This is a genomic window from Absiella sp. AM29-15 (assembly GCF_003434225.1).
GTDB lineage: Bacteria > Bacillota_I > Bacilli_A > Erysipelotrichales > Erysipelotrichaceae > Hoskinsella > Hoskinsella hominis.
This window is the reverse complement of the sequence record NZ_QVFL01000013.1, coordinates 126025-140141: the sequence shown is the minus strand read 5'-3', so window position 1 is coordinate 140141 and position 14117 is coordinate 126025. Positions and strand designations below refer to the sequence as shown.

Genomic DNA, 14117 nt, shown 5'->3' with positions numbered 1-14117 from the left:
AAGATTTACACTGGTTTTTTTTTAATTGTCCTTGACAAAGGGTACACTTTAAACCTTCAAACGTAGAGGATGGTTTTTTAAATTACAGTATGGCTTTAGAAGCGAATGATACATCAACATTCTATGGCTTTAATATGCAATTTTTGGATGAAAATCTAAATCCAATAAGTAAGGCTGATTGTTCTTTTTGGCGAGATGGAGATTCAATAAAGCTTGGTGCAGAGACGTTAGATGATGGCTTTTGCATGTATGATTTTCTTGGAGAAAAAGGAAATGGATTTAATGTTGAAATATATTATAATCAGAAAACTTATAAAGGGAGTTTTAAAATAAGAGAAGATGCTGAGAATATAAAGTTTATTATCCAAAATGATGGTACATTAAAGAGAAGTAGTGCTGCAGAAATTTATAATTATTAAATCAAATAGAAAGAATCAATCAGATATTGAATAGGTAAAATAAATGAAATGGAAAGAAAATAAACAAGCAATTATATTTACAAGTATAATGAGCGTAATCACCTTAATAACATTATATCTTATATTAGGATTAAATGTATTGCCAATGAAATACAGTATTCCAGTAATCATCTTATTAATTGTGATATGTGGTGTTCTTATTTATACACAGATAAAAAATAAAGGCAAAAAGTTAGGAAAAGTATTGATTTTTTTAGTATCTATTCTATTGTTGTTTGGCGATTATGCAATGTACAAAGGCAATGGTACTTTACGTAAGATATCAAATCAAAAAGATGGATATGCTATCGTATCTGTCATTGTGAAAAGTGATAATGAGGCAGAAAATTTAAAAGGATTAAAAGGACAAAGACTAGGATATTCAGATACTGGAGAAACAACTTACGTATATCGAGCTTTAAGTGATGTGAAGAAAGAGATATCAGATGATGTATCATTGATTTCTTATAAATCTATGAATACCTTTAGTGAAGATTTTTATGAGAATAAAGTAGATGCTTTATTACTAGATGAAAGTACACGTGCAACGATTGAAGATGAACATCCAGACTTTAGCAGGAAAACCAAAGTCATCGCACAATTTGAATATAAGATAGAGGAAGAAGATTTAAGTAAGAATGTGAAGGTCACAAGTGTTCCATTTAATGTGTATATTACAGGAATTGATACATATGGTGAAATCAGCACAACAGGTCGTAGTGATGTGAATATGATTGCGACCATCAATCCTAAAACTAAACAGATATTACTAACAAGTATTCCTCGTGATTATTACATTGAACAAACTTGTCAGGGAAATCAAAAAGATAAGCTAACCCATACAGGATTCTTTGGTGTTGGTTGTACTTTAACATCTGTAGAGAATTTCTTTGATATAGAATTGAATTATTATGCAAGAGTAAATTTCTCTAGCTTGGAGAAAATTGTTAATGCTTTAGGTGGAATCACTGTAAGCAATCCTCATGATTTTAATGCTGGAGGTTTTCATTTTGAAGAAGGAGATATCCAATTAAATGGTGCACAGGCATTAGCGTTTTCTCGTGAGCGATATTCTTTTGTAGATGGTGACTTTGAAAGAGGTCGTGATCAAATGAGAGTATTGACTGCAATCATCAATAAGATCACATCACCTGCCATCATTACAAACTATTCTAGCGTGTTAGATGCTATCGCAGATACTTTCCAAACGAATATGAATGAGGATGAAATCAAAGCAATCATCAATATGCAATTAGATGATATGGCAGGCTGGAATATTAAACAGATCAGTGTCAGTGGCACAGGTGGAAGTGATTGGACACCAGCCAATGGATTTAATGCCTATGTGGCATATCCGAATATGGATAGTGTACATGAAGCGGTAGAGATGATGAGAAAAATAGAAAAAAATGAAATCATAGAATGAAAAAAATATTAAGGAAGAAATATGATTATTTTAAGCGAGATTATTTCTTCTTTGTATTTTTTAAATTGATTTATACTATAGGATCAATGATATATTTTAAACATTGTTTATAACAATGAGGAGGTTCGTTATATGAAGGCTGAAGATAACGATTTAATGACAAAAAATTTCGAATCAATATCAAATTGTTTTGATATTTCTACAATTACAGAAATATCTGAGTTTCTAAATAGTAAAAACAATGAAGTATTAAATTATTCTAGATTATCCATTTTACCATCTTTTGTAAAAGATGTGGGAGAGCTAATTATGGATAGCAAAAGATTAAAAGTAGATGAAAAAAAAGCAGAATTAGATGCTGATGTGATAGTACAATATATTCAATCTAAGGAGAAATGTTATGTAAAGACAATTGAAGCTAGTGTGGAAACAAAATTAGAAGCAATCGATCGTGAATATGATTATCAAGAGAAAGAACTGCTATTAAACTATGATCTTAAGTTGAAAGAATTGCAAGAAACTTTTACTCAAAAAGATAAAAAGTTTGCTGAGAATTGTAGGAAATATGATCAATTAATGAAAGAGTTTAAAGAGCAAGAACAATATTTTTTACAAGAAATTGAAACAAGTTTAAAAAAGATTATACAAAAAACAAATAATGAACCCTTATTTGGAGAATATAAAACTGAGTATTTATTCTTATTACACTTGAGAGAGAAAATTTCTCAGGATTATTCTAATAAATATATTAAGCTATATGAAATCTATATGAAGGACTAAAATTATGTGGGCAAAAGAAATATGGAATACAATAAAATTCAAAATTTTACAAATGTTAGATTATTTAAGTAATACTTTTGATATAAAAAAAGAATATATAGTAATTACTTTTATGCTTATTGTTATCTTTTTAGTTCTAATGATTATACTTAAGGTATACAAGAAATATAAAATTAAGAAAGTAATTAGAAAATGTAAAAGTAAACAAGATCTAAAAATTAAAAGATATGATTCTGAAATTACGAAAATCAATAAACAACTTAACTATAGTAAAGATATAATAAGAAAAGCTGAAATAAAAGGATATATTACTGTAAATAATGCGTGGAGAAAAAGATTTAATGATTTAAATGAATTATCTAACATATTGCAAGCAAATTTAGAATATGAAATTAAAAAGCATTTAGAAAAAAGTAAATTTCATCGATATACAAATTTACATTTTAGATGTATGTTGCTAGGAAACCAAGCATACGATGATTATAAAGTTTCAAAAAAGCAACAAAAAGATCTTTTAAAAGCTATTAATCAATTGGAAAAGAAAAATAAAAAAGTGAAAAATAAAGAGTTACAAGAATATAAAAAATTAGCAAAATTATTAGGAGAAGCATCGCAAAAGTTATATGAGGAAATGGTAGAGTTGCAAACTAATACTGCCAAACTAAGGGATAAAATAAGAGATGAATGTGGAAAAAGAGGAAGAGAATGGTATGAGAAAAATATAAATCACAGAAAATAAAACAATTAATAATCGTTTAGCTGATAGAAATAGGAATTATCATAAAATTAAAAATAGAGGAGGATAATTTTATGTCAAGAATAGGAATTGACTTTGGGACAACAAATTCGTATTGCGCATTCTATAGTATTGAAGGGGATGGTAAATTAATAAATATCATGAAAAACAATCAGCCTGAACCATCTTTATTTTTTTATAAATCAAATACTGGAGAAATTTATGGGAGTAGATGTAAAGATTATATTGATGTTTTTCCCAATAATTTCATAAAATCAATAAAGGTAGTTTTAGATAATGAAGAAGAAAATGTAGTAATAGATGGAATATCATTTGAAAAAATGTATATTGTACAAAAATACATTGAGCATTTAATAAATGATATAGTAAATATAAAACTTGAGAGTATTTATGAAGATGCAGTAGATGAAGTTGTTTTATCTTTTCCAGTAGGGTTTTCTGAAAAATATAAAAGTAAAATTAAAAAGGCAGTAGAAAATATAAGCATAAAAGGAACAGATAAATTTATAAAAGTAATTGCAATGATTGAGGAACCTGTAGCGGCTGCAATTCATTATTTTTATATTATGAAGGAAAAAAATATAGAGACAAATGATAATGTTCTTGTATATGATTTAGGTGGGGGAACTTTTGATGCAGCTATTGTACATAAAGGTATTTTAGGGGACTTAACTGTTATTGATCATCAGGGAATTAAAAATTTAGGTGGAGATCAATGGGATGAATTATTAGGAAATCACATTATAAAACGCTTAGAATATGAAAACTTAAGTGACGATGGATTGAATGAATTAAAAAAAATAAAGCAAAAAGAAAGAGATTATATAAAATTTTTGCATAAAGTTGAAGAATTAAAAATGCGATTAAGTGAAGCTGATGAATCAATATTTGTATTAAATTGTGGCTATAGTATTATCATTAGAAGAACTGATTTTGAAGAAGAAACAAAGCAATTAATAGAAAAAACGTTAACAGTATGTGAAACATTAATCAATGATAATAGCGATTATCCAATATCTCAAATTATATTATGTGGTGGAAGTACATATATGCCTATGATAAAGGAAAATCTTTCAAGAGTCTTTCCTACAATGAGTATAAATCTACATTATCCTGAATCGGCAATAGCATTTGGAGATATATTGTATAAAGAAAACGAAAGTGTATCAACAATATTAAAAACAAATCACAGCTATGGTACAAGATGTTTTATAGGAAATTCAGAAATTGAAAAGATTAGTAATGTTATATACTATAATGAATATTTACCTGTTGTGAAATCAAAAAATTTTTGTACACATACTGCTACTGATTCAGTAATTTATACAGTTTATGAAGGAAATATTAAAGAAGGTGAGGAAGATTATAGTGAAATCAGAAGTCAAAAGTTATTAAAACAGTTCAGATTTGTATTTAATTATATTGTTCCAAAAGGGACTAATATGGATGTGATTTATACTTTAGATGAAATGGGGATTTTGACTTTATCTGTTCATAGTGATAATCATCTAGACCAGAATTTTAGTGTAAAGGTATTTGAAGATGGTATATAATAATGATTAAATGTATAAAGAAATTCATTAGACTAATAAAAAGGATGATTATAAAAGTGAACACAATGAAAAACGAGTATATCGAGGAATCAAAAGAGAAAATAGTAGAACAAAAAAAATCTGAACAAGAACAAGTGGTTCTAGAACTGGATAATAATGAGAATAATGAAGAAAATAGTAATCTAGAATTAAGAATTAATGAAGCAGATAATAAACTAGAAAGAAATAAAGAGAAGTTATCAACAAATTGTGATAATGAAAATAAAATTGATAATGGACAAGAGAAAAATAAAATAGAATATATTGATGAATATACTAATATGATTAAATCATTAATTTCTTTTCAAAATAAAGTTTATTGTATCAATAAAGAAAAAGAATATATTAATTCTAGTTTGGATCTCATTAAAAATTTAGCTAATTGTGAAAAAATAGATGAGAATATTTTTAAAATTTGTATAAAATCAGTTGTCCAAGATATTATTAAAATTGATAATTCTTATAAGGAATTGCAACTGCAAGGATTATTAGAATTACTAGATTCTATTGATCTTATAACTAAAAATATTGAAGAAGGTATTTTAGAAACAGATCAAATATGTGATAGATTAAATGGGCATAAAATATTATTAAAACAAAAAATTAAAAATTTTAGTATAGTTGAAGAAAATCCGAAAATTGGTGATTCTTTTAATCCAGAAATTATGGAAGTTGATATTGGGGTAAATTATGATTTCGAAAATAAGAATTATAAAGTGATTGAAGTAATAAGTCCATGTTTTAGATATAAAGACATTCTCCTAAGAAAATCATTTGTTAAGATAAAGGAATCAAATCATGGGTATAAGCATAGTAAATGATTGTTTGATAATTTCAGATGATATAGTTTTTTTGAAAGATGGAAATTTTAAAAATCAAAGTTTTAAAAAAGCTATATTATCGTCTAATATAAAAGTAATCAGTAAAGAATGTTTTAAAAATTGTGATAAATTAGAAGAAATTATACTACCTATAGGTGTAAAACGAATAGAAGAGTCGGCATTTGAAAACTGTTCTTCTTTACGAAAAATTATAATATTAGGTGATTTAGAATATATAGGAGATTACGCTTTTGTAGAAACTAAAATTGAGAATATTACATTTCCTGAATCGTTAAAATATATAGGAGATTATGCTTTTTTTTGTTGTTTGATTAATGAAGTTTATCTTCCAGATAGTGTAGAATTTATTGGAGAGTCTGCATTCAAAGATTGCGGACAAATAGGAAACAAAATAGTTTTAAAATTTTATGAAAAAAAGTATTTTATCGAATATTGTAAAAACAATTTGATAAAATATGAGATTTTAACTGATAGAATTTTTGATTATCATATCGACGAAGATGGCGCTTTAACATTTAATTCTGATATTGTTTATATTGAAAAGGAAACATTTAAAAATAATCAAATAATTACCTCGATAAATTTTGATAAAGATATAATTGTAATAAATGAATCTGCTTTTGAAAATTGCAAAAACCTTAAAAGTATATCATTAAGTGGAATTATCACAATAGATAGTCGTGCTTTTTGTAATTGCTCTGACTTAATTTCATGCAACTTTCGTGGAGATGTGATTAGCATAGGTGATGAATCTTTCTTTAATGATTCATTGATTGACGTGAATTTTAAAAACAGTATAAAAAAAATAGGTGAAAGAGCATTTGCAGGAAACCCATTAGTCTTTTTAAAATTACCAGATGATATTGAATTTATAGGTCAAGATGCTTTTTTTGCCTGTCAAAATAAAGATAATCACATATTAATTGAATCTAATTCAAAGATAGTTGAGAATTATTGTAATCAAAATAATATATTGTATAGTAAAGGTAGAACAATAAAATTATTAAATCCTCTAATCAAAATGAAAAGATATATTAAGGAAGTCACTTTTTATACTGAGGTAAAAAAAGTATATGGTTCTGGTTATAAAAGGAAAGTCTTATTGGAAGATATTAATTTGTCTTTTTCTTCTGGAGATATGGTATTTATCATGGGGTGTTCTGGATCTGGTAAATCAACACTATTAAAAAGTATATTTGGAATAACGAAACAGTCTAAAGTTTATTCAGAATTAAAGATAAAAAATGGGAAAAATGAAAAAGTATATCATTTGAAAAAAGGAAAAAGCAATTTTATGAAATTTCTTACATATGGTCCACAATTTTCTCTATCGAATCCTAATTTAAAAGTAAAACAAGAAATTAAAAAAAAGCTGGAGTTAAGAAATATTTATATAAAAAAAGAAGTATATACAAAGACCATAGCTAAATATAATCTTGAAAATCTTTTAGATAAAAAAATTTCAAATTTAAGTGGAGGTGAAAAAAAACGATTAATGATGGCTGTTGCTGATTTGTGTAATTGTTACATATATGCGATGGATGAACCAGATTCAGGATTAGATGAGCCATTTGCAAGTCAACTATTTTTACAATTATGGGAAAAATCTTGTGAAGGATGTATTGTAGCGGTAGTTAGTCATCATCCAAAGGATTTTGTGAAAAATGATCAAGTAATTAAATTTGAAGAGGTTTTTAATAAATTACTTGTATTAGCTGTAGATGAAAAAGATATAGGCAGAGTTGCATATTTTGGAGAAACCAAAGATGCAAGAGATTTTTTTAAATTAAAAGAAAATGATAAATACAGTGATATCATCAAAATTTTAGAAAATCAAGAACAATCTAATTATTATATAAATCGATGGCAGCAAGTGATGAAAAAAAACTAAATAAATTTGGGAGAGGTTATAATGGGTAAGCAAACAAAAACGCTTTTAAGTACTAGATTTCATGAAATGATTAATGTTAAACAATATAAATTTGTAGTGTTAGCATTTTTAATGATTTCTTTAATGTCATTTGTGTTAAAAGAAGATATTTTTAAAACATATTCAGCAACAAGATCAGGTATATTTACTCTTGTCTGCGCAAGTATATGGTTAGGAATATTTAATTCAATACAAACAATTTGTTCTTGTAGGCAAAGAATAATTGATGATTTTTTAAATGAAATGCGTGTTGGATCTTTTGTTTTATCAGAGTTGATTTTTCAAATATTTATATGCTTTATACAAACTTTAATAGTTATGATTGTTTTCACTTTTACTTTTTCTTATAACAAAGAGGGTATTATAACAAAATCTATTATTGAATATTTTATCATGATTTTTTTGATTATTTATTCGTCTGATATATTAGGATTGATATTATCATCTTTTGTTAAAAGTAGTGTTACTGCAATGGAATTAATGCCTTTTGTTTTAGTAATTCAAATGATTTTGCCAGGAACATTATTTGAACTAAAAGGAATTTTAGAAAAGTTTTCTTTTTTCACTATAAGTAAATGGGGGATGGATGCATTAGGAAGTATAGCAAATTTAGAGAAACTTGCTTCCAATGAAACGATTAACATAAAATATAATACAACAGAATGTTTTATTCATACACAAGAACATTTTGTTGAAATAGTTTGTGTTTTCTTATTATTTATAACAATATCTGTTTTCATGACTTATATAGGAGTTTGGAAAATAAAAAAGAATGGTTTATAAAAATTTCTTATAAGTGATAAATTTATCATTGTTATTAACTTTAAAGTATATTTATGATTAAAATAGAAAGGAACAGGTGATCATGGAATATTTTTATGCATTTATAGATAATCAGAAGAATAAAGATTTTCAATTAAACATGTTGGAAGATCAATTAAATATGAAGAAACAACAAGTTTATATTGATGAAGATGAAAAAGGAAATGTATGGAATGAATTGATGGAAACATTGAATGAGTTTGATAAGTTATATGTTCCATCTTTTTATATGTTTTCACCAGATGAGGAGAAGTTAAAAGTACGTTTGGAACGATTAAAAGAAATACGTGCGAAACTGCATCTGATTGAAGAAAATCAGGATATCGACATTGATGTGCTATTGGATATGCTAGATTACGTGGAAAGCATCAAAAAAGAGCGTTTAGCCGTTAAACAGCGAGAGGGAATAGAGAAAGCTTTGAAGAAAAAAGAGCTTGGAGAAGGAGCTTATGGGCGTCCTAGACTAGATCTTCCAGAAGATTTTGAAGAGAATATAAAAGCTATCATGCGAAAAGAAATGAGCCATGAAGTATATCGAGAAAAGATAGGAATGAAACGATCTACATATTATAAATATGTGAAGTTATTTAAGGATCGTTGGAAACAAGAACAAGGGGGATAATTGATTGAAAGGGATATAATGCTATGGATATAAATGATTTAAAACTAGCTGAATTAGAGCAATGTAGGGAAGATGAGAGAAGTGGTCAATCACAAATGATTGAAGTTATATCTGCAGCTGGAACTATATTGAGTGTGATTTTAGGTATTAGTATATTTCGCAATCCAGAGTTTTCTCAATTTGAACAGTTAATTCTTTTAATAGGTAGTATAGCAATTTTTTGTACAGCTTTTGGATATATCACATCCTTGGGAGTTATGGCTGTTTTAAGATTTCATTATATGAGAAAATTAGAAGATGAATTAACTAAAGATTATAAGGACTTTGTGATGTGGATGAGTTTTAGTTCACCAGTTACTACAAGAAATATAAAGCATTTAAAAAACAGATATTCTATTATTAATTATTTTAACTATTCAGTTGCTACTTTTTGTGCTATTTTCTTTAGTTTAACTATGATTGCGGTACAATATTTAAATTTAATAAATATGGATGGAAAATCGAATACCTTTTTTACATATATAGGAACTTTTTTATTTTGTTCAACTGTTGTTTATATGGCTTTAGCATTTGTGATATACATATATTCATCCACAAAAGCAAAAAAAATGTCTGAAATTTCTTTAAAGAAAGCACTAATTAATAAACAAAATAGATTATCTAAAAAAGATAAAGAAAAGAAAAAGATAAATTTAAGAAGTATTAGCTATTTTGTATATCCTAAAGTAAAAGATTTTCAAAAAGGTATTTTAATAATTTTAGGAAGTTTCTGTGCAATTCTTATTAAAAATCAAAACTTTTTATTAAGTATTTCTGATATCTTTAGAATATTCTTCATATGGTTTATAACAGATTTCTTAATTTATCAAGCAAGATTTCAATGGAATGATATACGAGGATTACAAAACGATAAAGAAGAAGATAAAAATGATCGATTGCATGGACTTTTCAAAAATGATGTGAATGGTATTTTTCTTTCTATAGTGATTTTGATAAGTAGGGTTTTATTAGCGTTTATTTTAATTGAATTTTATGGTAATGATATGAAATTCATATTGCTTGTAGGAATAAGTTTTATTTTTGTTTTATCAATATTATATGAAATATCAAAAACAATAAATAATGCTGCAATGGTATTTATATTTGTAAGCTTAGGCTATCCTTTACGTTTTTTTATTGGTCTATATGCTTTTGCTCCAGAATTATTAAGTAGTAATTTATCTTTAAATTTATATCTCTTTTTATTATTTATTGCCATAGCATTATATGGTGAGTTTTCTGCAATAATTCCTTGGACATTAGAATCAATAGAATTAATGAAAAAGCAAAAAATGATAAAAAAAGATCATTATAATTGTTTATTCAATGTAGTGAAGGACAGATTTGAAAATTATTATCATCATAAAAGCTGTAAACTAATTGGGGATATTTTAGAAGAAAAGGGTACGATTAATGATCCATGGAACTTATGTTTATTAGGAGCTTTGGTATTCTTGTTTTTTGGCATTTTTATTATTGATATACCAATTGAATTCAAAATAATTGAGGTTGTATTGATGATAGGGTTAATAAGTCTTTGTTATTTATTTGATCTACCAAAATTCATTTTAGAAGTATTAGTGGTACTATTAGTTATTAAAGTTTTTGATTCATATACTTTTGATGATAAATTATATTTTATTACAAGTGCCTGCCAAACATTTTTTGTAGCGACTTATTTAATGCTAAGGTATTTTTTCAATCCTGATTTTAATTTTATGGTTGTAGTTATACAAACTTTTAAAACTATATTCTTATTAATAAAAAATTTTGTTTTAAAACTATTTTGTGTTTTTGTAGGAGAAGAAACATTTGAATATATAAAATCACACAAAAAAGCAAGAAATGATGAGTTCAGATAAAATTTTCATAATGCATATAGGGATGGAGGGATTACTTCATCCCTAAATTTTTATTAACTAATAGGCATATAAATATTAAAGGGAAAAATTGATTCACATTTTTTAATATGATGATAAACTTTATGAAAACTTGTAGTTTTTATTTAAAATCAATAAAAACTATTGTACTTAAATAAACTTTTCTATATAATTTAGAAAAAGGAGGATGCATCTATGATCATTAGAAAAGAATATTTAAATACTTTAAGGAAATATCGTGATATACAGCTAGTTAAAATTTTAGTAGGAATTAGACGTTGTGGAAAATCAACAATTTTAGATATGTTAAAGAAGGATTTGATTGATAACGGTATCAAAGAAGATCATATTATTTGTATACGTTATACTTCAGAAGATTTTGACGAGGGAATGAATGATAAAGAAATGCATCATCATATCAAAATGCAAATTATTGACGATCAGCGTTATTATTTACTACTAGATGAAGTTCAGGAAATAAATGGATGGGAAAAAGCTGTCAATAGTTTATTAGAGAATGTAAATGTTGATATTTATGTGACTGGTTCTAATTCTAAATTGATGTCCAGCGAAATATCAACCTATTTGACTGGTAGATATATATCGATTCCTGTGTTCACATTGTCTTTTTCTGAATATATAGAATTCAAAAAAGATAGTAATTTAACAAAGAAAGAACTCTTAAATGAATTTATTCGTATGGGAGGATTTCCAATCGTAGCATTAGGAGATTTTGATGAACAATCATCCTATCAGATAGTGGAAGGTATATATAATTCAGTAATTACAAGTGATATTACAAAAAGACATAATATTACAAATTTTGATTTGTTTAATCGTGTTGTAAAATTCATTGTTGAAAATGTTGGTAAAACTTTTTCAGCAAATACGATTGTTAAGTTCTTAAAGAGTGAAAAAAGGGCGTTATCTGTTGAATCAGTATATAATTATTTAGAATGGCTGGAAAAAGCTTTTGTGATTTATCGTTGTCCTCGATATGATCTACAGGGAAAATCTGTTTTAAAAACGCAAGAAAAATTTTATCTTGCGGATGCTTCATTAAAATATTGTATCATGGGATTCAATCCTAAATCAGTAGCTGCAATGTTAGAAAATATTGTTTATTTTGAATTGCGGCGAAGAGGATATCAGGTTTATATTGGAAAAAATGAAAAAAAGGAAATTGATTTTGTTGCAGTGAAACGTGATGAGCGGATCTATGTACAAGTTTGTCGCAATCTGCCAGAAGAATCTGATAGAGAAATTGAAAATCTTTTGGAAATCAAAGATCATTATCCTAAATATGTAGTCACACTGGATGAACTTGCTGGTGGAAATATCAATGGAGTTAAGATTGTACATGTAGCTGATTTCTTGTTGTGTGATGCATACTGAAAAATTTAGTAAATCAGAACTTAAAAATATCGAATTTTTATTTTTTATAATTACACTATTAAGAGTAAAATACCGTTTCCGGGTACTAAAAATCAAAAAAAGTGAAAAAGAGTACCCGGAAACGGCAAATAAAAAAGAGTCGGACAAATGGAATTCCATCCTTACGACTCTTTTGCTTTATATGATTTAGAATAATTCTTTCTGATGAGAAGCAAACAGATATTCATCAATACAGTTGATGATACGATCACGAATCAATGCTTCAGGATCATTTTCTAATGCACCTTCACGTACTTTTGTGTACTGGATAGGCATGAATTGTGATAATACGGCAAGTGAGATACCTTCTTCACGCAGGTTCGCGATTAGTTTATCTTTTGCGGCAGCTACAGCAGGTTTAGGCATATAGTAACGGCTGCGATCAGAGAAACTAAATTTACGCTTGAACCATAATGCATTGTCATCGCCATGATAGTGCTTGTTCCAGTTCTTAGGTTCTGCAAGCATTGCTTCTTCTAAAGTATCGATAAAGTGAGAAGTTTCTTTACCAGTACCATGTAACATCATTTCTTCCATATAAGCAAGGGCAAATAAAGCTTCACGCATTGCATATGTCATAGCTGGTCCTACTTTCAAGATACCAACGCCATCTTCTACCAATTCTCTTAATTTATATTTTGTCTGATAGTCTGTAGAGTGACCTTCAAATACCAGGTTAGGGAATTCTTTGATGCTTGCCATTAGATCTTTTGCTCTTTCACGATCATATTCTGTACATCCAGCATCTTTTTCTTCCACACCAGGCTGTACAACAACACCGATAACATCCTTCCAAGTATCCTGTAGCCCTTCTTTTGCGAAAGCTTCTTCAAATGTTTTTACAGTTGCTTTAAAATCTTCAACCTTTGTCACCTGCATACCTGCATTTTCTTCCTGTGCACCACCTGGAATTGGTACTTCACTACCAACGATATAAACAGGACGAACAGCATCTGGATTGGTTTTTAATAATTCCTGATAAGTATCTTCACAAACGCGGGCAAGACGAGCACCACGTGATGCAATGATTTCATCACTTAAACGAATGTTTGGATCATCGTCTGCGACTTTCATACTTGTGTCAATATGAATTTTTGTAAAGCCGGCAGCTACATAGCAGCGTACCAGTTCTTCAGCATCTTTCATAGCTTCTGCTTCTGGCTTCCCAGCGAATGTTAGTGGACCTAAATGATCTCCGCCTAAGAATACACGACTCTTGTCAAAGCCAATCTGATCAGCTTTATGCATAACGAAGTCATGGAAATCCTGAGGCTTCATTCCAGTATACCCACCGTTTTGATCAACCTGATTTGCAGTAGCTTCAATCAGCACACAGGAATTTTCTTCTTTGGCACGCATCAATGCAGCTTCAATAACATAGTCATTGGCACTACAGCAGGAATAAATTCCAACGGGTTCTCCCTTCTTTTGTTTTGTAACAATTTGTTTTAATGGATTTGTTTGTGGCATAATAATTACCCTCCTTTGATAAACAAATTATAACACGATTCAAACGAATGTAAACGAATTCAAAT

12 protein-coding genes are annotated in these 14117 nt (G+C 27.7%); 11 read left to right on the top strand and 1 reads right to left on the bottom strand.

Features of this window, described 5'->3' with window-relative positions; translation table 11 throughout:
- Nucleotides 1–89 precede the first annotated feature (89 nt).
- The 11 genes from DW761_RS13860 to DW761_RS13810 all read left to right on the top strand — a co-directional run bounded on the left by DW761_RS13860 (nucleotide 90) and on the right by DW761_RS13810 (nucleotide 12543).
- Nucleotides 90–419 carry a hypothetical protein gene (locus DW761_RS13860; RefSeq protein ID WP_117518497.1) on the top strand — a complete coding sequence of 110 codons (330 nt, stop codon included), beginning with the start codon at nucleotides 90–92 and terminating at the stop codon, nucleotides 417–419.
- Between the two features lie 43 nt (nucleotides 420–462).
- Nucleotides 463–1884: an LCP family protein gene (locus DW761_RS13855; RefSeq protein ID WP_117518496.1), complete on the top strand. Its 1422-nt coding sequence runs from the start codon at nucleotides 463–465 to the stop codon at nucleotides 1882–1884.
- Nucleotides 1885–2016: 132 nt separating this feature from the next.
- On the top strand, nucleotides 2017–2664 hold the full coding sequence (locus tag DW761_RS13850; protein ID WP_117518495.1) for a hypothetical protein: 648 nt from the start codon (nucleotides 2017–2019) through the stop codon (nucleotides 2662–2664).
- A gap of 4 nt (nucleotides 2665–2668) precedes the next feature.
- Nucleotides 2669–3403: a hypothetical protein gene (locus DW761_RS13845; protein WP_117518494.1), complete on the top strand. Its 735-nt coding sequence runs from the start codon at nucleotides 2669–2671 to the stop codon at nucleotides 3401–3403.
- Nucleotides 3404–3474: 71 nt separating this feature from the next.
- Complete coding sequence (locus DW761_RS13840; protein ID WP_117518493.1) at nucleotides 3475–4974, top strand: Hsp70 family protein; 1500 nt, start codon at nucleotides 3475–3477, stop codon at nucleotides 4972–4974.
- 65 nt (nucleotides 4975–5039) lie between these two features.
- Nucleotides 5040–5834, top strand: coding sequence for a nucleotide exchange factor GrpE (gene grpE, locus DW761_RS13835; RefSeq protein ID WP_233513103.1), 795 nt, complete (start codon nucleotides 5040–5042; stop codon nucleotides 5832–5834).
- Nucleotides 5835–5865: 31 nt separating this feature from the next.
- Nucleotides 5866–7746, top strand: coding sequence for a leucine-rich repeat protein (locus DW761_RS13830; protein WP_233513102.1), 1881 nt, complete (start codon nucleotides 5866–5868; stop codon nucleotides 7744–7746).
- 21 nt (nucleotides 7747–7767) lie between these two features.
- The gene (locus tag DW761_RS13825; RefSeq protein ID WP_117518490.1) at nucleotides 7768–8568 is read left to right on the top strand and encodes an ABC transporter permease; all 801 of its coding nucleotides are present in this window, start codon (nucleotides 7768–7770) and stop codon (nucleotides 8566–8568) included.
- Between the two features lie 82 nt (nucleotides 8569–8650).
- Nucleotides 8651–9229, top strand: coding sequence for a hypothetical protein (locus DW761_RS13820; protein ID WP_117518489.1), 579 nt, complete (start codon nucleotides 8651–8653; stop codon nucleotides 9227–9229).
- Nucleotides 9230–9252: 23 nt separating this feature from the next.
- On the top strand, nucleotides 9253–11130 hold the full coding sequence (locus DW761_RS13815) for a hypothetical protein (RefSeq protein WP_117518488.1): 1878 nt from the start codon (nucleotides 9253–9255) through the stop codon (nucleotides 11128–11130).
- 213 nt (nucleotides 11131–11343) lie between these two features.
- Entirely contained in the window at nucleotides 11344–12543 is a 1200-nt protein-coding gene (locus DW761_RS13810) for an ATP-binding protein (protein ID WP_117518487.1), read from the top strand.
- Between the two features lie 186 nt (nucleotides 12544–12729).
- Here DW761_RS13810 and DW761_RS13800 read toward each other — a convergent pair whose 3' ends face one another.
- Nucleotides 12730–14052 (bottom strand): class II D-tagatose-bisphosphate aldolase, non-catalytic subunit, encoded by a 1323-nt coding sequence (locus tag DW761_RS13800; protein ID WP_117451935.1) that lies wholly within the window; start codon nucleotides 14050–14052, stop codon nucleotides 12730–12732.
- Between the last annotated feature and the right edge of the window lie 65 nt (nucleotides 14053–14117).